Below are 23,213 nucleotides of genomic sequence, written 5' to 3' on the forward strand. Positions count from 1 at the left end.
TTCAGTGGGCCGCGCGCTCGGCGGGGGTGCTCAGGTCGAAGGAGTCACTCGGTGCGTCGGGGTCGGCGGTGAGCAGACCGAGGGTGCGGGAGAAGCGGCGCAGGAGAATGGCCGCGGCGTCGTCGTCGAAGCGGTCGGTGCTGTACTCGAGTTCGAGGCCGAGGTGGCCGTCGGGGTCGGCGGGCGCGGAGACGATGAAGTGCACGCCGTCGGCCGGGCGCGGGGTGTCGAAGCGCATCGCGGTGAGTTCGAGGCCGGGGACGGTGAACGGGTCGGCGCCGGTGTCGAGGTAGCTCAGGGTCACCGGGCCGAGCGGACCGGCGATCGCGCAGGCCTCACTGGTGGCCGCGGCGGCGGCCGCGACCATGGGATCGGGTTCGGCGCACAGGATCTCGGCCAGGGTGGTGGCGCCCGCGACGGCGGCTCCGGCCTGCCAGGCCAGCAGAACCGTCACCGCGGCCCGGACGACGGCGAACGGCGGAACCGCGTGACGGCGAGCCAATTCCGCGATCCGCGCGCCTATTCCGGCGCCGACTCTGGCCCGCATGCTCGCGCTGCGCCCGCGAACCGGTTCCGCAGCAACGGGTTTGACCAGCTCTCCGAGCCGGACCAGAGCCGCGGTGGTGCCGTCGATCTCCCAGCGGGCGAGTTCACCGGTGCGGAACATGCGTTCGCCGGGGATGCCGAAGGGATTGGCGACGAAGCGATCCGCGGTCGGCACCGGACCGTCGCGGTAGCCGCGGGCCAGCTGCGCGCCCGCCAGGTACAGCTCACCGGCGGCACCCGGGCTGGTAGGTCGCAGGCGTCGGTCCAGGACGTAGACGCGCCGGTTCCATTCGCGGACCCGCACGGCGGGCGGCTCCGGCGCGTCGGCGCGGGGCGCCACCGGATAGGTCAGGGTGACAGTCGCTTCGGCGCGGCCGTAGTCGTGGTGCAGTCGCGCGCCGATCACGGCGCCGAACGCGCGGACCTCGGCGGCGGACAGGGGGGTGCCGAGTACGACGACGCTGCGCAGCGAGGCGATCTCGGTCCGCAGTCCGGCGCGCGCGACATGGTCGGTGAACGCGGCGAGGCGGCGCGGAGTGAAGTCGGCCGCGGTGATGCCGTAGGCGGCGATGATCTCGGCCTGGGTCGCCGGATCGGGCGGTTCGGCCAGCACCACGGTGGCACCGACTCGCAAGGGCAGCAGGAAGCCGTGCCATTCGGTGACCTCGCCCGCGCCCGCCTGATGCAGGTACACATCGCGACCGGTGAACCCGTGGCGGCCCTGCATGCCGGTCACCCGGTGCACCGCGGCGGCATGGCTGACGGTGATGCCCTGGGTGGCGCCGTGCGGGTACAGCACGAACGCCGGGTGCTGCGGCAGCACCGGAGCTCGGCGCTCGGCGCGCAGGATCGGCTCGTCGAAGTAATCCGACAGCGGCACGGCGTCCACGACGACGACGGGAATGTCGTACACCGCACCGTGATTGCGTTCGGCGACGGCTAGCACGAGTGCCGGGTCGACGACCGGAGGGAGGACCCCCGTGCCGATGTCGGCCGGAACCACCGCGCCGCCCGCTTTGAGCACGGCGTACATCGCCACGACCAGCTCGACCGAACGCGGAATGTCGATGAGGACCGCCGATTCCGGCCCGACACCGAGTGCGATCAGATGCCGGGCCAGCTGATTGGTTCGCCGGTCCAGGTCGCCGTAGGTGATGATCGCGGTCGGGCCCGCCGCGCCGGGTGCGTGTACCACCGCGGGGTCGAACGGGGTCGCGGCCGCCTGGGCCTCGAACTCGTCGAGCAGCAGTTCGCCGGGGAGGCCGCCGTGGCGGGTTCCGGTGACGAGCCGGTCGGGCCGGTCCTCGACGCGGCCGACGAATTCGATCTCGGCGGTCCAGTCCGCACCCGGCGGCCTGCGCCGGACCAGGTCGCCGGTGGCGAACATGCGGTCGTCGACCGGGCCGATGGGGTTGGCGAGGAAGGTGGCGGCGGTGGCCTGCCTGCCGACATAGCCGCGCGCCAATTGCACACCGGAGACGTAGAGTTCGCCGATTTCGCCGTCGGGGACCGGGCACAGGTGCTTGTCGAGGATCAGCAGTTCGACATCGTCGGCGGCCGACCCGATCGGGACCACCTCCAGATCGGCGCCGGTGACCTCGTGCGCCACGACCTCTCCGGCCGTCTCCGGCCTGCCGTACACGTGCCACAGGGTGGCGCCGCTGACCGCGCGCAGGGCGGCGCCGGTCTTCGCGGGCAGCGGGGCACCGCAGCTCAGGACGACGCGCAGCGAGTCGAGGCGCTCCTCGGCATCGGGCAGCGCGGCCAGCTCGGCGAGCTGATCAGGATCGAAGCAGGCGGCGGTGACGCCGGTTTCGGCGATGGACTTGGCGAGCGACGCGGCGGTCGGGAGGACCAGGCTGGCGCCGGTCTGCAGGGCGAGCAGCATCTCCCCCACAGCGGCCTGGCCGGTGAGCGGCGCGTGCCAGAGCACCGAATCGCCGGGTCCGATGCCGCACAGCCGCTGCCGCCAGACCGAATTGGCTTGTGCGGCGCGGTGTCCGACCACCACCGCGGTGGACGCGGCGATGTCGACCACCAGGTAGGCCGGGTTGTCGGCGCCCGGCCCTGGTAGCTCGTCGGGTTCCGGATCGGCCGCCGGGGTGTCGGTGCGCAGGACCGGAACGCCGGTGCCGGTCGGGTGGGGCGCGCCCGCAGTGGTGAGCATGAGCACCGGAGCGGCCAGGGTGACGGTGCGGCGCTGCAGGTCGGTGGGCGCTTCCGGGTCGAGCAGGACGAACGCGCCACCCGCGGTGAGCACCGCGTGCACGGCGACGACCAGTTCGCTCGAGCGCGGCAGCGACACCGCGACGGTGGTCTCGGGACCGACCCCGCGCTCGGCCAGGGTGGCCGCCAGCGCGTCGACTCGTTCGGCCAGCGCACCGTAGGTGAGCCGGTCGGCCCCGTCGACAACCGCGACGGCATCGGGGTCGTGCCTGGCGTGGTGGGTGAACGCGGCGAGCAGGGTCGCCGGGTCAGGCGGGCGTTCACCCGCCTGGTCGGCGAGCAGCGCGTCGAGTGAGACAGCGGCCGTGACCGAATCCGTATGCGACATCAGAGTTGTCCTTCCGAGTCGTCGGCCGATCCCGACCCGGCGATCACCGCGGCGGCATCGGTCACCAGTGTGTGCAACGTGGTGCTGAGCCCGGAGGCGCCGAGAGCGGCGAGCACGCCGGGCACGAGCCCGGCCAGCGCGACGTTCACCAGCGCTTCGGGTTTCATCTTGGCTCCCATCGCCCGGCTCACCGCGGTGAGTTTGGCGTCGAGCGCGCCGAAGGAGATGGCGTGCTCGCCGTGAGCGAAGGCCACTGTCGCCGGGGCGAGCCGGGCGGCGGAACCGACCAGGCCGGGCAGATCGGCGATGGTGTAGGTACGCGGTCTCGGCGCCTTCTCCGCGTCGGTGCGCACATCGATCGCGCGCACCGCCACGGTCGGGTCGGCGGCGACGGCGGTCAGGATCTTGCGCAGTCGCTCGACGAGCGCACTGACGGTGGAGGCGTCGAAAAGGTCTGTCGCGTAGCCGAAGTGCAGGTCGAGGCCGTCGAGGGTGCCGTCGGCGGCGTAGCACTGCAGGGCGGTCAGGTGCAGGTCGAACTTGGCTTCGCCGAGTCCGGGGTCCAGCGTCTGCACCCGTAAGCCCGGTAGCTCGACGCCGCCCGGCGGCATGTTCTGGAAGGTGAGCATCACCTGGAACAGCGGGGTGTAGGCGCCGGACCTGGTGCGGCCCATGGCGTCGACGATCTGCTCGAACGGCACGTCGGCGTGCGAGAGGGCGGCGAGGTCGCGGCGGCGGGCCTGGGCGAGCAGGTCGGTGAACGGCGCGCGCGAGTCCACCTCGGTGCGCAGCACCACGGTGTTGACGAACATCCCGACGAGGTCGTCGAGTTCGCGGGCGCCGCGCCCGGCCACCGGTGCGCCGATGGTGATGTCGGCGCTGCCGGACTGCTTGGCCAGCAGGACCGCCAGCGCGCTGTGCACCAGGGTGAACAGGGTGGTTCCGTGCGTGCGGGCCACCTCGTCGAGGCGACGGGTCAGTACCCCGCCGAGCTCGAATTCCACGGCGGCGCACCGCATCTCGCGCCGGGTGGCGCGGGGACGGTCGGTGGGCAGGGCGAGCAGTTCCGGCACGCCGGCCAGTTCGCGGGTCCAGTAGGTGAGCTGCTGGGCCAGGACGCTGTCCGGGTCGTCGGCGGCACCGAGCAGGTCGCGCTGCCAGACGCTGAAGTCGCCGTACTGGATGTCGAGCGGGGCCCAGCCGGGTTCGCGACCTTCGCTGCGATCGACATAGGCGCGCACCAGATCTCGGGTGAGCGGGGCGATGGAGTAGCCGTCTGCGCTGATGTGGTGCACCACCACGACGAGCACGTGGTCATCGGCGCCGAGACCGTAGAGCGCGACGCGCACCGGCGGGGCGGCGGTGATGTCGAACGGCTGGGCGACCAGCGCGGCGATCCTGGCCTCGACCTCGTCGGGCGCGACCGGGATCGGGGTCAGGTCAACTGCGGCCGACCACGCGGGCATCACCTGCTGCACCGGCCCGTCGGCGGTGTCGGGGTAGCGGGTGCGGAGGGTGTCGTGGCGGCCGAGCAGGTCGGCGATGGCGGACTGGAGGGCAGGCAGATCCAGTTCGCCGGTCAGCCGGATGGCGGCGGGGATGTGGTAGGCCGCCGACTGCGGGGACAGCTGGTGCAGCACCCACATGCGCTGCTGGGCGGGCGAGAGGACAGCGGGGCCGTCGTCGACGCGGCGGGTCAGCGGCGGGCGGGCACCGGCGCGCTCGGCCGCGTCGAGTCGCTCGGCGAGGGCGGCGACGGTCGGTGCGTCGAACACCGCGGCCACGGGGACCTGGGCGCCGAGTGCGGCGCCCAAGCGGGCGGCCAGGCGGGTCGCCATCAGCGAATTGCCGCCGAGGGCGAAGAAGTCGTCGTCCAGACCGGCGCTCGCGCAACCGATCACCTCGACGAACGTCTGCGCGACGAGTTGCTCGATCGCGGTGACCGGAGCACGGAAGGCGGCCTCGGCGAACTCCGGTTCGGGTAGCCGGGCCCGGTCGAGCTTGCCGTTGGCATTGAGCGGCAGAGCAGCCAGGACGACCAGCGCGGCGGGCACCATGTAGGCGGGCAGGCGGGCGGCGAGTTCGCCGCGCAGGCGGGCCACCACAGCGGGTTCGTCGCCGGGTTCGAGATCGGCCACCGCGGCGTAGGCGATCAGCCTGGCACCGACGCGCTCGTCGGACTTGGCGATGGCGACCGCGGCTCGGACATCGGCGCAGCGCAGCAGGGCTGTCTCGACCTCACCGAGCTCGATGCGGAAGCCACCGATCTTGACCTGGAAGTCGGCGCGCTCCAGGTACTCGAGGGTGCCGTCGGCGCGCCAGCGCACGATGTCACCGGTGCGGTACATCCGCGTGCCCGCGGTGCGGCGAACCGAAGTGGAAGACAGCGCGGCACCCGCATCGGACCCACGACCGCGGACCGGCGCAGGCGGCGTGGATGTGCCGGTCCCTGCGAAGGGGTTGGCAACGAATCGGTCGGCGGTCAGGGCGTAGCGGCCGTGGTAGCCGCGGGCCAGCTGGTCACCGGCCAGATAGAGCTCGCCGGCGACACCGATCGGGACCGGACGCAGGCGGGAATCGAGGACAAACAGTGCGCTGTTCCAGGCCGGGGCCCCGATGGGCACCACAGGCGAGGGAGACTGCGCCACTTCGTATTCGGTGATCGAGACCGCGGCCTCGGTCGGGCCGTACAGATTGTGCAGTGCGGTGGTGGCGGCGCGGGCGCGGAACCGGGTGGCGGTGGCGGCGGGCAGGGCTTCACCGATGGCGAGGACGGCGCGCAGTGCATCGGGCAGGGCGGGCGTGGATTCGGCGGCCAGCAGCATGGCCACCAGGGAGGGCACTGCGTGCAGGACGGTGACGCCGTGCTGGGCCATGATGGCGCGCAGGCGATCCGGATCACGCTCGTCGCCGGGACGGGTGACGATCAGCGCACCGCCGCAGGTCAGTGGCGACCAGAACTCCCAGACCGACAGGTCGAAGGTGGCGGGGGTCTTCAGCAGCACCCGGTCGGCGCCGGTCATGGCGAAGCGGTCGTGCAGCCAGGCGAGCTGGTTGACGATCGCCGCGTGCGGCACGGTGACGCCCTTGGGCAGGCCGGTGGAGCCGGAGGTGAAGATGATGTACGCGGGATGCTCGGGTCGCAGGGGCGCGATGCGGTCGACATCGGTCACCACCTCGGTCGAGAGTCCGTCCAGAACACGGTGATCCAGTTCGAAGACCGGCACGTCTACCGTGACCGGCAACCCGTCGGCGGCGGTGGTCAGCACACACAGCGGGGCGGCCGTGGACACGATGTAGGCGATCCGGTCGACCGGATGATCGGGGTCGATCGGCACGTACGCGCCACCGGCCCGCACCACCGCGTGCATGGCGATCACCAGGTCGATGCCGCGCCGCATCGCCAGTGCGACGGTGCGCTCCGGGCCGACGCCCTCGGCGATGAGCAGCCGGGCGATGCGGTTGACGCGGGCTTCGAAGGCGGCGTAGTCGAGGGACTCGCCGGTCTCCGCGTCCATCAGGGCGAGGGCGTCCGGAGTGCGCGCGGCTTGGTGTGCGCCCAGCGAGGCCAGCGTCGAGGGTGCGACCGGATGTGTCGTGGCGTTCCAGGTGTCGAGCACCAGCGAACGGTCCGCGCCCAGCAGATCCAGGTCACCGACAACCGTTTCCGGTGCGACGGGGACGGATTCGAGCACGCGCCGCAGCTGCGCGGCGAAACGCCGCGCGGTCTCGGCGTCGAACAGATCGGTGGCGTATCCCAGGGCCATCTCGATCCCGGCGGGTGCCCCGGCCTCGGTGTAGTGGTCGAGGGCGAACAGGTGCAGATCGAACTGCGCGACGGCGGTATCGAATTCGATGTCGGACACGGTCAGTCCCGGCAGCTCGAGCCGGCCGCGCTCGTGGTTCTGGAACGAGTAGCCGACCTGGAACAGCGGGTGCCGGGCGGTGGAACGAGCCGGGTTGAGCACCTCGACCAGCCGTTCGAAGGGCACATCGGCGTGCGAGAACGCCGCGATGTCGGCGGTGCGTGCCGCGGTGAGCAGCTCGGCGAAGGGCCGATCCCCCGCGACGCGCGTGCGCAGGACCAGTGTGTTGACGAACATGCCGATGACCTCGTCGAGTTCGGCTTCCCCACGACCTGCGTTCGGGGTGCCGACGGCGATGTCGTCGGTCCCCGACAGACGGGCCAGCAGGGCCGCGAAGGCCGCGTGCACCACCATGAACAGCGTGGCGCCGTGGCCGCGACCGAGGGCGACCAGCGCGGCGTGCAGGTCGGCGTCGACGGTGAAGCTCACCTTGTCGCCGCGCAGGCTCTGCCGTGCGGGACGCGGGCGATCGGCCGGCAGGGCGAGCTGGTCCGGGAGTCCGGCCAGCTGGGTCGACCAGTAGGCGACCTGCTGGGCGGCGATCGACGTGGGATCGGCTTCGTCACCGAGCAGGTCGCGCTGCCACAGCGCGTAGTCGGCGAACTGCACGGCGGGCGGGGCCCAGCCGGGCGCGGTGTCGGCGAGGCGGGCGGTGTAGGCCCGCATCAGATCGGCGACGAACGGTGCGATCGAGGAGCCGTCGGCGGCGATGTGGTGCAGCACCGCGGCGAGCACGAACTCGGTGTCGTGCACCTGGAACAGGCGCAGCCGCACCGGGATCTCGGTGGTGACATCGAAGGTCGTCTCGGCGAGCTCGCGGATCGTCCGCGCAAGCGCGTCTTCGGTCACCGCGATCGGGTCGAGCGCCGGAACCGCCTGGGTGGCGGCGACGATCGCCTGCACGGGTTGGCCGTCGGCCTCCGGGTAGACCGTGCGCAGCGATTCGTGGCGGGCGACCACATCGGCCACCGCCGCCCGCAGCGCGGCGACATCGAGGGCGCCGGACAGCCGCAGGGCGAACGGGATGTTGTAGGCCACCGAGGTGCGGTCGAATCGGTTGAGGAACCACATCCGCTGCTGCGCCGGGGACAGCGGCAGCAGCTCGGGACGGGCCCGGCCGACCAGGGCGGGCCGGTCGACCTTCGCCTGGGCGTCCACCGCGGCCGCCAGTTCACCCACGCGCGGCGCCTCGAACAGAGTCCGCACGCCGACTCGCCGGTCCAGTGCGGCGCCGATGCGGGCACTGGCCTTGGCGGCCAGCAGGGAGCTGCCGCCGAGGGCGAAGAAGTCGTCGTCGACGCCGATGGGCTGGTCGTTGCCGAGGACCTCGGTGTAGACCGCGGCCACGATCTCCTCGGTGACCGTGGTGGGCTTGCGGTAGGCGGTGGTCTCGAAGACCGGCGCGGGCAGTGCGGCGCGGTCGAGCTTGCCGTTGACGGTCAGCGGGATGCGCTCGACCGGCACGACCGCGGCGGGGAGCATGTGCTCGGGCAGGGTCCGGGCCAGTTCCTGGCGCAGCGCGGCGGCGTCGATCTGCACCCCGGCGACCAAGTACGCCACGATGCGCGGCTCGTCCGCCAGATCGGTCCGGACAAGCACCGCGACCTCGCGCGGGGCCACCGAACTGCTCAGCAGCGCGGCCTCGATCTCGCCGAGCTCGATCCGGAAGCCGCGCAGGTTGACCTGCTGGTCGGCCCGGCCGAGGTATTCGAGATCGCCGTCGGCGGTCCAGCGGGCCAGGTCACCGGAACGATAAGTGAGAGCACCGGGCCCGCCGTAGGGGTCGGCGACGAACCGGCTCGCGGTCAGATCGGGGCGGGCCAGGTAGCCGCGCGCCAATTGCGCACCGGAGACATAGATTTCGCCGGGCACGCCGACCGGAACCGGGCGCAGGCGCGAATCGAGCACGCGCACCGTCAATCCCGCGAGAGCGCCGCCGATCACGCTGGCCGAACCGGTGTCCGGGGTGATCTCACGGTAGGAGACGTGGACCGTGGTCTCGGTGATGCCGTACATGTTCACCAGGCGCGGGGAGTCCGGGTGGCGGGCGAACCAGCCCGCCAGTCGCTGCGGTTCGAGCGCCTCACCACCGAAGATCACCGTGCGCAGCGCGTAGTCCGCCGGTCCGATGTCCGAGGGCGCCGCGCCCGCGGCCAGGTCTGCCGCGATCAGCTGATAGAAGGCCGAGGGCGTCTGGTTGAGCACGGTCACCCGCTCGGTGAGCAGCAGCTCCCGGAACTGTTCGGGTGAGCGCGAGGTGTAGTAGTCGACCAGGACCACCGAGCCGCCGTGCAGCAGAGCACCCCACAGTTCCCACACCGAGAAGTCGAAGGCGTAGGAGTGGAACATCGTCCACACGTCCGACGAATCGAACGCGAAGTGGCGGGCCGAGTTGTCCAGCAACGCGAGCACATTCGCGTGCGGGATCACCACCCCCTTGGGGCGGCCGGTCGAGCCGGAGGTGTAGATGACGTAGGCCGCGTGCGCGGGAACCAGTGGGGCTCGTCGGTCGGCTTCGGTGAGAGCGTCGGCGGCGAAGTCGATCAGGTTCTCGGCGGCGGGATCGAGCACCGGCCCGCCGAACCAGTCGCGGGCCAGGCCGGTGCCCGCGCCCGCGATGGCGCACAACGGGCGGGCGTCGTCGAGGATGTACTCGATGCGGTCGGCCGGGTAGTTCGGGTCGATCGGCAGGTAGCCGCCGCCGGCCTTGAGCACGGCCAACAGCGCGACGGGCAGTTCCACGGTGCGCGGAAGTGCTACGGCCACCAGCGATTCCGGCCCGACTCCGGCGGCGACCAGGCGGCGGGCGAGCCGGTTGGACCAGGCGTCGAGTTCGGCGTAGGTGAGGGTGTCGCCACCGGCCTTCACCGCGACGGCATTCGGGTCGAGTGCGGCGGCGCGGGCGAAGCGGTCGACCATGGTCTCGGTGCCGCTCGCCACGGAGGTGCCGGTGCCCGCCCAGTCGTGCAGGGTGCGCTGCTGCTCCTCGGCGCTGAGCAGCTGGATGTCACCGACGACCACGGTCGGGTCGGCGACCACGGCGGCCAGCACCTGGGTGAACCGGCGAGCCAGCACCGCGATGCTCGCTGGGTCGAACAAGTCGGTGGCATAGCCGATTTCGACACTCATACCATCGGCACGGCCGTCGATGTCGCCGGACTCGGTGACGGTGAACTGCAGGTCGAACTTCGCCACTGCCGGGTCGAAGTCGACCGGCGTCACGCGCAGTCCGGCGGCGGCCAGTTCGGGGACGGTGAAGTTCTGCAGGACCAGCGCCACCTGGAACAGCGGGTGCCGGTTGCGCGCCCGGGCCGGATCGATCGCGTCGACCACCTGCTCGAACGGGATGTCGGCGTGGGAGAGCGCGTCGAGGTCACCGGCGCGGACGGCATCGAGGGTGGTCTCGAATTCCGCGCGCGGGTCGATCTGGGTGCGCAGGACCAGGGTGTTGACGAACATGCCGATCAGCCCGTCGAGCGCCGCCTCACCGCGTCCGGCGACCGGGGTGCCGATGGCGATGTCGCTGCCGCCGGACAGGCGGGCCAGCAGGACGGCCAGTGCGGCGTGCACGGTGCTGAACAGGGTGGCCTCGTGCTTGCGGGCCAGTTCGCGCAGCTCGCTGTGCAGATCGGAGTCGATCTGGAAGCGGTGCACGCCGCCGCGGAAGCTGGAGTCGACCGGGCGGGGCCGATCGGTCGGCAGCTCGAGCTGCTCGGGCAGACCGGCCAGGCCGCGGCGCCAGAAGGCCAGCTGGGCGTGGGCGAGCGAGGCGGGATCGGCGGCGTCGCCGAGGTTCTCGTCCTGCCAGAGTGCGTAGTCGGCGTACTGGATGGGCAAGGGTGCCCAGCCGGGGGCCGTGCCCGCGGTGCGAGCGGCGTAAGCGGTCATCAGGTCGGCGGCCAGCGGGCCGAGGGAGAAGCCGTCGGCGGCGATGTGGTGGACCACCAGGACCAGGACGTGCTCCTCGCCCATGGCGAACAGTGCCGCGCGCAGCGGGATCTCGGTGGTCAGGTCGAAGCGGACGGCGGCGCACGACAGCAGGCGCACGGGCAGGTCCGCCTCGGTGATCGGCTCGGCCCGCAGCGCGATGTCGCTGGTCTCGGCGATCGACTGCTCGGCGCCTTCGGGGCCGTCCGGGTAGCTGGTGCGCAGGGTTTCGTGCCGGGCGATGAGGTCGCGGAGGGCGGCGTCGAGCGCGGCGATGTCGAGGTCGCCGGTCAGCCGCAGGGCGACGGGGATGTTGTCGACGGCGTCGCCGATGCCGTCGGCGTCGGCGAGGTAGCGGTTGAGGAACCACATCCGCCGCTGGGCCGCCGAGAGCGGAATGCGCTGGGGGCGTTCCCGCGTGGTGAGTTCGATTCGGCCGCCGGTGCCGCGCAGGTCCGCGCACCGTTCGGCGAGGGTCGCGACGGTCGGGGTGTCGAACAGCAGGCGCACCGGGACCTTGGTGTCGAGGGCGGCGCCGAGACGGGCCGCGACCTGAGTGGCATTGAGGGAGTTGCCGCCGAGGCCGAAGAAGTCGTCGTCGAGGCCGACTTCGCGGTCGGCGGGGAAGCCGAGGACGGCGGCGAAGGTGCTGGCCACGATCCGCTCCACCTCGGTGACCGGGGCGCGGAAGACCGCGGTCTCGAGCACCGGCGCGGGCAGGGCCCCGCGGTCGAGCTTGCCCGAGGTGTTGAGCGGGAACTCGTCGAGCACGACGACCGCGGCGGGGACCATGTAGGCGGGCAGGGTCCGGGCCAGTGCGGCTTTCACCGCGTCCACGTGAAGGTCCGGTGCCGCGACGACATACGCGACGAGCGTGTCACCGTCGTGCACGACGACCGCGGCCTGGGCGACTTCGGTCATCGCGGCCAGCGCCGCCTCGATCTCGCCGAGTTCGATGCGCAGGCCGCGCAGCTTCACCTGGAAGTCGGTGCGGCCGAGGTACTCCAGTCGGCCGCGCGGGTGGCGGGCGTCGGACCACAGCCCCGCGGCGTCTCCGGTGACGTCGTCGTCGAACACCGCGGTCCAGGTGACGAGATCACCGGTGCGGTACATGCGCTCGCCATCGGCGAACGGGTTGGCGACGAAGCGATCCGCGGTCAGGTCGGCGCGGGCCGCGTAGCCACGGGCCAGTTGCGCACCGGCCAGGTACAGCTCACCGGGGACTCCGGCGGGGACCGGGCGCAGGCGACCGTCGAGGACGTACACCTGCGTGTTGTGCACAGGTTCACCGATCGGCACTGTGGTCACGTCGGCATCGACGACCTCGTGGAAGGTGACATCGACGGCCGCTTCGGTGGGACCGTACAGGTTGTGCACAGCGGTCCCGGTGCGACGACGCAGCAACTGTGCGGGCGCCGGTGCCAGCGCCTCACCCGAGGCGAACACCAGACGCAGCGAGGCGCAGCACGCGGAGGCGTCGTCGAGGGCTGCGACGAAGACCGCCAGCATCGACGGGACGAAGTGGCCGACGGTGATCTGTTCGTCGTCGATCAGCTGGGCCAGGTAGGCCGGGTCACGGTGGCCGTCCGGGCGTGCGAGGACCAGACGGGCGCCGATCTGCAAGGGCCAGAAGAACTCCCAGACCGACACGTCGAAGGTGGCCGGCGTCTTCTGCAGGACCGAGTCCGCGGGGGTGAGCCGGTAGGCGTCCTGCATCCAGATCAGGCGGTTGACGATCGCGGCGTGCGAGACGACGACGCCCTTGGGCCTACCGGTGGAGCCGGAGGTGAAGATCAGGTAGGCGGCATTGCCGGGGGTGAGGGTGGCGAGCCGGTCGGCGTCGGTGAGCGGTGCGGCCGAGTAGTCGCTGGTATCGAGCTGTTCGATGTCGAGTACGGCAACCGAATGTGTCGCGGGGACGGCGAGTTCGTCGGCCGATCGGGTCAGCACACAGACGGGGGCGGCCGCGTCGAGGACATGCGCGACGCGCTCTGCCGGATGGTCGGGGTCGAGCGGGACATAGGCGCCGCCCGCGGCGAGCACCGCGTACATGGCCACGACCAGATCGGTCGAACGTCGCATGCCGAGGGCGACGGTGCGATCGGGCCGCACACCGATCGAGATCAACAGGCGCGCGAGACGGTTCACCCGAGCGGTGAACTCGGCGTAGGTGAGCGACTCGCCCTCGAAGGTCAGCGCGGTGGCGTCCGGAGTGCGCGCGGCCTGGGCCGCGAACAGCGAGACCAGCGTCGTGCGGTCGTCGATCGGGTAGGCGGTGTCGTTCCAGGTGTCGAGCAGCCGGGTGCGCTCCGCGGCGGCGAGCAGGTCGATGTCGCCGATCACGACGGTGGGATCGGCGGTCACCGTATCCAGCACCCGCCGCAGGCGGAGGCCGAAATCTGTGATGGTCCGCGCGTCGAACAGGTCGGTCGCGTACTCGAAGCGGGCGAGGAGGCCGTCGGCGGTCTCGCGCAGGGTCAACTGCAGGTCGAATTTCGCCGTGCGGGTGTCGATCTCGACTTCCGACGCGGTGACACCGGCCAGCGCGAGTTCGGTCTGCGTGGTGTTCTGGAAGTCGAGCATCACCTGGAACAGCGGGTGCCGCGCGGTCGAGCGCTCGGGATTGAGCACCTCGACGAGGCGATCGAAGGTGACCTCGGTATTGGCGAGGGCGCGCAGGTCGCCGTCGCGGACCGTGCCGAGCAGGTCGGTGAAGGTCGCGCCGGGCCGGACCTGGGTGCGCAGCACGAGAGTGTTGACGAACATACCGACGAGGTCGTCGAGCGCCTGATCGCCACGACCGGCGACCGGTGTGCCGATCGAGATGTCCTGCTGGCCGGACAGTTTCGCCAGGGTCGCGGCGAAGGCGGCGTGCAACACCATGAACAGCGAGGACTGGGTGTCAGCGGCCAGTGCGCGGAGGCGGTCGGTGACAGCGGCGGGGATCGTGAACGCGTGGCGCGCACCGCGACCGGAGGCCACGGCTGGCCGTGGCCGGTCGGTGGGCAGCGTGAGCAGATCGGGCAGATCGGCGAGTTCCGTTGTCCAGAAATCGATCTGTCGCGCCATGAGCGACTCCGGGTCGTCCTCGGCGCCCAGCACCTCGCGCTGCCACAGCGCGAAGTCGGCGTACTGCACCGGAAGTGGCGGCCACTGCGGTGCGGCCCCGGCCAGATGCGCGGCGTAGGCCAGCATCAGATCGCGGGTGAGTGGAGCGACCGACCAGCCGTCGGCGGTGATGTGGTGCAGAACCAGGACGAGCACATACTCGTCAGTGCGATCTGACCGCGCCCAGGCGGCGTCTTCGGCAGCATCACCCTCGCGGACGATCGCACTACCGGCGGGGGCGCAAGCCTCGGGAGCCTCTGCGTCCACCGAGCTCGTCCGCAGCAGGTGCAGGCGCACCGGCGGCTCGTTGTCGACGGCGAACGGCACCGCGGCGAGGGCACGGATGCGGTCGTGGAGGGTGGCGGGGTCGATCCGCTCGGGCGCGAGGGTGATGGTGAGCCGGTCGGCGGAGAGCACCTCTTGGAAGGGGATGCCGTCGACGGACGGGTAGCGGGTGCGCAGCGCCTCGTGCCGGGCGAACACCGCGGTGACGGCGGCGGCGAGGGCGGCGTGGTCGAGTTCGCCGGTGAGGCGGACTGCGGCGGCGATGTTGTCGGCCACCGAGTCGGCGTCGAACTGGTTGAGGAACCACATGCGCTGCTGCGCGTAGGACAGCGGAATCCGGTGCGGTCGCGCTCCAGCCACCAGCGGCAGTCGGGACGCAGTGGCCTCGCCGTCACCGAGCCGGGCGGCGAGCTCGGCGACCGTCGACGCCTCGAACAGCGTCTTCAGCGACACCGCCACACCGAGTTCGGCGCCGAGCCGCGACACGACCTGCGTGGCGACCAGGGAGTTCCCGCCGAGGTCGAAGAAGTCGTCGTCGGCACCGACCTGCTCGACCCCGAGCACCGCACCGAACACCCGCGCCACGGCGGTCTCCGCACCGGCGGCGGGCGCACGGAAGGCCCGCGCGGCGAACACCGGCTCGGGCAGCGCCTTGCGGTCGAGCTTGCCGTTGGGAGTGAGCGGCAGCGCCTCGATCACCACGAACGCCGACGGCACCATGTGCGCGGCGAGGGTGCCGCGCAGTGCGACAGCGATCTCGTCGACATCGATCATCCCCGTCACGGCATCCGGCATCACGGCGGCGCCACGAGCGGCGGAGTCCACCTCGCTGGTCACCACCTCGGCGCTCGCGTCGGCGACCTGAGCGGCCGTGTCGGCGTACGCCCCTGGGCGACGGTCGGCGGCGTCCGTGCGGTCGGCAGTCGCGATGGCCGCCACCTCGGGTACGAGGTAGGCGACGAGCTGGTCACCGCGGTGGGTGTCGGGGCGCACCAGGACGACGGCTTGCCGGATCGCAGGCTGGGCGAGCAGGGCGGTTTCGATTTCGCCGAGCTCGATGCGGAAGCCGCGGAGTTTGACCTGGTCGTCGTTGCGGCCCAGATAGTCCAGGGTGCCGTCGAGGGTCCAGCGGACCAGGTCGCCGGTGCGGTACATGCGCTGCCCGGGGGCCCAGGGGCAGGCGACGAAGCGGGTGGCGGTGAGGGCGGAGCGGTCGCGGTAGCCGCGGGCCAGCTGGGCACCGGCGACGTAGAGCTCACCGGCGACGCCGACGGGTACCGGGCGCAGGCGGTCGTCGAGGACCCACTGGGTGATGCCGCGCAGCGGGGTGCCGAGGGTCAGCGCGGCGTCGGCGGTCAGGGGGGCGCTGATATTGGTGGCGACCGTGACCTCGGACGGCCCGTAGGCGTTCACGAAGGCGCGCGGGACGGCGCCGCTGGTCCAGCGGGCGACCAGATCGGGCGGACAGGCCTCGCCGCCGACCATCACCATGCGCAGGTCGTCGAGCTGGTCGGGGTCGAGCACGGCCAGACCCGACGGGGTCATCAGCGCGTGGGTAACCCGCTGCTCCGACAGCAGTTGCGCCAGTTCGGCACCCACGTGGCGGCCGAGCGGAGCGATGACCAGGGTGGCGGCCGAGTTCACGGCCAGGAGGAATTCCATCACCGAGATGTCGAACGACGGCGAACCCACCTGCAGCACCCGCGCGTCGGGCGTGCCGAACATCCGGTCGCTCTCCTCGGCGGCGAATCCGGCGATCCCGGCCTGGGTCACCAGCACGCCCTTGGGCAGACCGGTGGAACCGGAGGTGTAGATGACGTAGGCGAGGTGCTGGGCACGCAGCGGTCGCACCCGGTCGAGATCGGTCACGGGATCGCTGGAACGTCCCGCGCATTCGGCCATCAGCTTGAGTTCGTCGAGCATCAGCCAGTCGATCGGGCCGGGCAGCGCGGCCTGCGCCTCGGACACCGTAAGACCCAGTCGCGCACCGGAATCGGTCACCATATGGGAGATCCGATCGCGGGGATAGCTCGGATCCACCGGCAGCCAGGCCGCACCGGCCTTCGCGATCGCCCAGACCGCGAGCACCGATTCCACCGAACGGGGGATACCTACCGCGACAACATCATCGGGACCGACACCGGCATCGATGAGCACCCGGGCCAGGCGCGAGGACGCCCGGTCCAGTTCCCGATAGGTCAGGACGCGATCACCGTCGGTGACGGCATCGCGCTCCGGATCGGCGGCGACGGCCGCGGCCAGCAGATCGGGTAGCAGACCGGTGGCGGTCACCGGAGCTCCGCGCATGGCGGTGAGGCGAGTGTGCTCGGTCGCCGACAGCAGTGGTAGGTCGCCGACCGGGGTCCGCGGGGCGGCGACGGCGGCGGCGAGCAGCCGAACGAAACGCGCACCGAGATCACGCATCTCGGCCTCGTCGAACAGGTCGGTGGCGTAGAGCAAGACGGCCTCGATACCGTCGGGCTCGCCCGCGGCGCCGCGGTGTTCGGCGAGGGTGATCTGGAGATCGAACTTGGTGATGTCGAGTTCGATCTCGTGCACCGTGACCTTCGAGCCGGCCAGCTCGAAGGTGGTGTCGAGGACGGCCTGGAAGTTCAGCGCCACCTGGAACAGCGGGTGGCGCGACTGCGCGCGAGCCGGGTTGACCACCTCGACCAGGCGGTCGAACGGGACCGTGGCGTGGGCGAAGGCGGCCAAGTCGGTCTCGCGAGTGTGCTCTAGTGCGGCGGCGAAGCTCCTCGCGGGGTCGATCTCGGTACGGAGCACGAGGGTGTTGACGAACATACCGATCAGGTCGTCGATGGCCCGGTCGCCGCGGCCGGCGACACCGGTGCCGATGGCGATGTCGGTGCTACCCGAGAGCCGGGCCAGCAAGACCGCGAGGGCGGTGTGCACGACCATGAACAGCGAGGCGCCCGAATGCTGAGCCAGCTCTGCCAGTCGCCGGTGCAGCTCGGCGTCGATGGTGAAGGCCGTCCGCGCGCCGCGCATGCTCGGCTCGGCCGGACGCGGCCGGGCCGAGGGCAGGTCCAGCTGATCGGGCAGGGCGGCCAGTGTGCGCTCCCAGAAGGCGATCTCGCGCGAGGCCAGCGACTGCGGATCGGCGTCGGTGCCGAGCAGTTCGCGCTGCCACAGCGCGTAGTCGGCGTACTGCACAGTCAGCGGCGCCCACCGCGGTTCGCCGCCGTCGATGGCGGCCCGGTAGGCGGTGAGGACATCGCTCACCAGCACGCGCAGCGAAACACCGTCGGCCGCGATGTGATGCAGTACGACGGCGAGCACACACTCGCCGGTGTCATGTCCGGGTGCGGCACTCGGGTCGCCCGCGAGCGCATTCGGTGCGGCCGAACCCGATGTCACGAAGATCCGCGCCCGGAACGGCACCTCGCGTTCGAGATCGAATCCGGTGTGGGCGAATCGAGTGAGCGAGGAATCGAGATCGCTGGCGGCAACGTGGGTCGGCTCGGCGATCCGCACCGATCCGGCCGCGCACACCACCTGCTCGGCGACCTCGCCACCGGGAGCGGCGACCGCGGGGAACACGGTGCGCAGTGCCTCGTGCCGGTCGACGACGGCGGTCAGGGCGGCGATCAGCGCGGGCAGCTCGGTGGTGCCGCGCAGCCGGACCACGAACGGCATGTTGTAGCCCGGCGCCGACGGGTCGAACCGATTGAGAAACCAGATCCGTTGCTGGGCCGGGGAAAGCGGGATCAGCTCCGGACGCACACGCGCGGCGAGCACCGGCAGCTCGGCCGAGACTCCCGACTCGACGCGTTCGGCGATCGCGGCGGCCAGGCGGGTGACCGTGGTCGCGCCGAACAGATCGCGCACCCCGAGCCGGCAGCCGAGGTCGGCGCCGAGCCGGGCGGCCACCTGGGTGGCGACCAGGCTGTTGCCGCCGAGGGCGAAGAAGTCGTCGTCGCGGCCGACCCGGTCGAGGCCGAGCACCTCACCGAAGACCCGCGCCACCGCCGCTTCCACCGGCCCGACGGGCTCGGCGTAGGTGACGACGGTGCGTTCGGGCGCGGGCAGCGCCTTGCGATCGAGCTTGCCCGAGGCGTTCACCGGCAGCGCGTCGAGCAGCACGTACGCGGCGGGCACCATGTAGGCGGGCAGGGCGCGCAGGGCCGCCGCGCGCAGGTCATCGACCGCGACGGCATCCGGCTCGGCCGCCACCACGTAGGCGACCAACTGCTCGCCGACACCGGCGTCCTCGCGCACGACCACGACCGCGCGCACCGCCGCCTCGACGGTCTCGAGCACGGCCTCGATCTCGCCGAGCTCGATCCGCAGACCGCGCAGCTTCACCTGGAAGTCGGTGCGGCCCAGGTATTCCAGTTCACCGTTGGTGGTCCAGCGGACCAGGTCACCGGTGCGGTACATCCGCTCGCCCGGCGCGGTCGGGTCGGCGACGAAGCGCCCCGAGGTGAGCTCGGGACGTCCGACATAACCCCGGGCGAGCTGTACCCCCGACAGATACAGCTCACCCGAAGCCCCGACCGGAACCGGCCGCAGCCGCGAGTCGAGAACATGGAGCCGGGTGTTGAACACCGGCGCGCCGATCGGCACTGTGACCCGGTCACCATCGTTCACCTCGTGGAAGGTGACGTCGACGGCGGCCTCGGTCGGGCCGTAGAGATTGTGCAGCCGCGCACCGGTGAGCAGCCGCAGCCGCTGGGCCAGTGCCGCGGGCAGCGCCTCACCGGAGGCGAAGACCAGCCGCAGCGTGGTGCGCTCGGCGATCTCCTGCTGGGCGAGAAAGGCTTCGAGCATGGACGGCACGAAATGCGCGACGGTGACGCCGTATTCGGCGATCACCCGACGCAGATACGCCGGGTCGCGATGGCCGTCCGGTTCGGCCAGCAGCAGGGTGGCGCCGATCTGCAAGGGCCAGAAGAACTCCCACACCGAGACGTCGAACGTCATCGGGGTCTTCTGCAGAACGACGTCCACCCCGTGCAGCCGGTAGGCCTGCTGCATCCACACCAGCCGGTTGACGATCGCGGCGTGCTCGACGGCGACGCCCTTGGGCAGACCGGTCGAGCCGGAGGTGAAGATGACGTAGGCGGGGTGCCCCGGACGCAACGGCGCGGTGCGCTCGGCATCGGTCAGCGGGCCGTCGGCGTAGTCGCTCAGGTCCAGTGCGTCCACCGCCAGCACCGGCACCCCGGCCACGCCGGGGGCACCGTCGCGAGTGGTGGTGAGCACGGCGGCCGGTGCGGCGGCACGCAGGACGTGCGCGGTGCGGTCGACCGGATGATCCGGGTCGATCGGCACGTAGGCGGCACCCGCGGCGAGCACCGCGTACATGGCGACGACGAGTTCGGGCGAACGCCGAATACTCAGCGCCACCAGCGATTCCGGGCCGACGCCATCGGCGCGCAGACGCCGGGCCAGGCGATGCGCGCGCTGGGCCAGCTCGCGGTAGGTCAGGGTCGCGGACTCGGCGCCGGCCATGCGCACGGCCACGTCGCCGGGGGTGCGGGCGAGCTGCGCCTCGAACAGCGCGGGCAGGGTCGCCGTCGGCACCGAGCGCTCGGCCAGCGTGGCCTCGACATCGAAGCGGGTCGCATTCCAGATCTGAGTGCTGACGTGCAGCTCCAGCTCGGTCGCCACCTCGACCGCGCCCAGCGGGGTGTCCAGGTCGACGGCGGCCAGCCGCTCCAGGAAACGCAGGAACCGGGAGTGGTGCCTGGCCAGGGTGTCGGCGTCGTAGAGGTGGGGATTGGCCTCGAAGTCGACGTGCACGCGGTCGCGGTCGCCGTAGTAGACATTGAGGCTCAGGTCCTCGATCGGTCCGGTGGAGAGCACCCGGTAGCGACCGGTGGTGGTGCCGAGGGCGAGGTCGCTGCGGAAGAGCATGAAGTTGGCCAGCGGGCCGAACAGCGCGCGCCGGGCCGGGCGACCGTCGTCCTCGGCGTCGCGGCGGATGTCCTCGGCGCGGTAGCGCTGATGCCGTAGCGCCCCGGCCACCTCGACCCGCGCCGCCCGCAGCAGCTCACCCCAGGTGGTCGCGGCGCCGGCCGCGCCCGTGGGCAGGCGCAGCGGCACGATATTGGACAGCATCCCCGCCGAGCGCCGCATCACCGCGGTGGTGCGGGCGGTGACAGGCAGGCTCAGCACCGCGTCGGGGCGGTCGGTGAGCCGGCCGAGGTAGGCGGCGAAGGCGGCGAGCAGCACCGCCGAGATTGTCGAATCATCACTGGCGGCAATGGTTTCCAGCCGGTCGACCAGTCGCTCCGAGAGTCGGCCACCGGTCACCAGGTTGATCGCCGAGCGCGGCGCGGTGCGGCTGTCGAGACCGGTCGGGCTGTCCAGTCCGGCGATCCGCTCGGCCCAGTGCTCACGGTCGTTGGCGAAGCGGGTGCTGTCACGGTAGCGCTGTTCGCCTTCGACCAGCTCGGCCAGGCCGCCGGGCACGATCGGGCGGGCCTCGGTGCCGAGAATGCGGGCGGTGTAGAGCTCGGCGATGCGCTGGGAGAGCGTGAACGCGCCGTAGCCGTCGAGGACGATGTGATGGCCCCGCAGGTACCAGAACCAGCGCTGATCAGCGACGCGAAGGACCGCGCCGGCCACCAGGCGATCGGCGAGCAGGTCGACGGGAGCGCCGAACTCCGCCCGCATCCACTCGTGCGCGGCGGCGACCGGATCGTCGTGGTGGCGCAGATCGATCAGCGGCAGTTCGTTTTCGACCGGGATGGTGTGGTCGACGATCTGGTACGGAACACCCTCGGATTCACCGATGCGCACCAGCGGCGATCCATAGGAGTGCGCCGCCTCGGCCGTGACCTCCTGCAGGAGCGCCGGATCGAGGACACCGGTGATGTCGACGTATTGGGCGATGGTGATCGGCACATCGGGATCGAGCAGCTGCGCGTACCAGACCCCGAGCTGGGCCGGTGTCAGCGAGAACGATGTCGACGCACCCGCGGCGACCTCCGCTTCCTGTGGTCGCGCGCTGTACCCACCCAACTCCGTACCGTGCACCAGAGCCTCCTCACTCGCGAAAAACAGCAGACCGAACACTTTTCGGGCAGCACGAAGACACCTGGGCACTTCGTGAACCGAGAGATTCGGTGTGAGCGCGGTGGGCGCGATGCCGCACCAGCGCAGGATCCCCGACAGATCATGTGGACGAGATCGACGGCTCGATCGGCCGTCGGCGCGACAGACGTTTTCGTCCGTCGCGAGGTGTCTAACTGATGATCGTTCCTCCAACGTCGCGGCCGAGGCGCACTGCCGATGCCCCGGCTTTGTTGTCTGTTACATCACATGGCGCCTGTCCATGCCTTGCAGACACTATGCCGTCGGTTAATAAAAAGGAACTTTTTCCGCTAAAAAAATCGGACGAGCGTCCAGTCCGCTCCGAGGCCTCCCCACGACCTGGGCAGCAGTGTGCGCTCGGCCACACCCTGGCCAACTTTGTGATCTAGCACACTGTTCGAAGCCGAGACTATGAGCCGAAACGTTGCATCTGCGTTGCATCGGCGCCGAGGCGCCGGTCGAGGACCCGGATCTTGGCCTCGATCTGCGCATACAGCGGCGAGTCACGGTCGACTGTCGCCCGGTAGGCGGCCCAGGCCGCGGCATCGTCACGGCCGTCGGCCCCCGCGGTCCAGCGGCGCAGCACGCCGGGATCGCCGGAAGCGAGCACCGCGGTGCGCAACCGCACCCGCAACTCGTCGCGGATGTCGCAGATGCCGGGCGCGGAGGAGCGCGGCAGCACCGGACCGGCGTAGAACCGCAATGCGGTTTCGATATCACCGGAGTCGAGTGCCGCCCGTAACGCCTCCACATCGGTTGCGACATGCACGCGCAGACGGTATGGGCGTGATCCGACGACGGAGGCGCCGATCACCGACCGTAAGCGCGACATCGCCGCGCGGATCGTGCCGTTGTCCAGATCCGTGTCGTCGAGCAGCAGCGCCAGGTGATCGGCGCCGAGCCCTTCGGGATGCTCGGTGAGCAACAACAGGATCTCGGCGTGCCGCTGCGAGAGCGGCACCCGCTCCCCCGCCGTACTCAATTGCGGCTGGCCGAGTCCGAGGACCTCGAGACCCAGCAGGGCGCGCTCGGGTTCGGGCTGGTGCGTGGGAACCGCGGTCACGTCGCCGCGACCGGCGCGCATCGCCCGCAGCACCAGGTCCATTTCGGCAGCGGTCGCCGCGGCCTTGACCAGAGCGAGGATCTCGGGCTTGGCCACCCGCATCCCGCCCGCAATCATCAGAACACCGATCAGGCGCCCATCCGGCTCGTGCACGGGGGCCGCGGCGCCGGTGATCTGGTGCATGCGATGCAGGAAGTGTTCGGGTCCGTGGATCCAGGTCGCGCGGCCGGTACGCACGACGAGACCGACAGCATTGGTGCCGACGCGGCGTTCACTGAGATCGTCGCCCTCGCGCACACCGATCTCGGCGACGGCCGCGACCTGGTCGGGATGACCGTGCACGGAGAGCACCCGGCCGAATTGATCGGCCACGGTCACGATCAATCCGGCGTGCGCCGCGTCCTGGACCAGCAGTTTGTCGATGAGCGGCATGAGGGCGGCGATGGGATGGGCATCGCGATAGCGCGCCAGGTCGGCACCACGCAGACCCCGACCGTCGAGCACGTCCATCGGATCGACTCCGCCGCGCACACTGCGCAACCAGGATTCGAGGACGAGCGGACGCAGCAGGCCGGCCAGCTGGGTCAGCTGTTCACCACCGGCACTGAGAAATCCATGGGCCTGTGCGGCATAGGCTTCCAGAGCTCCGAGCTGTGCGCCCGCCTCCGCTGCCTGCCGTGGGGGCCGCCCACCTGCAAGATTGCTGACCATTTGCCTTTCTTTCCCGATACAAACTGTACCGGTGAGTTATCGGCCCAATCGCCAGAAGTGTGGGTTTGTCCGGCAGGTCACATCGTGGTAT

Annotated in this window: 3 protein-coding genes; all 3 read right to left on the reverse strand. The window is 71.1% G+C overall.

Annotation, left to right across the window (positions count from 1 at the left end):
* Position 1: 1 nt before the first annotated feature.
* Positions 2–3,100, reverse strand: a complete 3,099-nt coding sequence (locus BOX37_RS29480) for an AMP-binding protein (RefSeq protein ID WP_071930466.1) — start codon at positions 3,098–3,100, stop codon at positions 2–4.
* On the reverse strand, positions 3,100–21,291 hold the full coding sequence (locus BOX37_RS29485; protein ID WP_240505100.1) for a non-ribosomal peptide synthase/polyketide synthase: 18,192 nt from the start codon (positions 21,289–21,291) through the stop codon (positions 3,100–3,102). The genes BOX37_RS29480 and BOX37_RS29485 overlap by 1 nt, the downstream gene beginning before the upstream one ends.
* Positions 21,292–21,757: 466 nt before the next feature.
* Positions 21,758–23,122 carry a GAF domain-containing protein gene (locus tag BOX37_RS29490; protein WP_071930468.1) on the reverse strand — a complete coding sequence of 455 codons (1,365 nt, stop codon included), beginning with the start codon at positions 23,120–23,122 and terminating at the stop codon, positions 21,758–21,760.
* Positions 23,123–23,213 lie beyond the last annotated feature (91 nt).

This window comes from Nocardia mangyaensis, from assembly GCF_001886715.1.
GTDB lineage: Bacteria > Actinomycetota > Actinomycetes > Mycobacteriales > Mycobacteriaceae > Nocardia > Nocardia mangyaensis.

Excerpts from the sequence above, each read along its gene's own strand:
- BOX37_RS29480 (WP_071930466.1), bottom strand. The coding sequence starts at position 3,100 with ATGTCGCATACGGATTCGGTCACGGCCGCTGTCTCACTCGACGCGCTG.
- BOX37_RS29490 (WP_071930468.1), bottom strand. The coding sequence starts at position 23,122 with ATGGTCAGCAATCTTGCAGGTGGGCGGCCCCCACGGCAGGCAGCGGAG.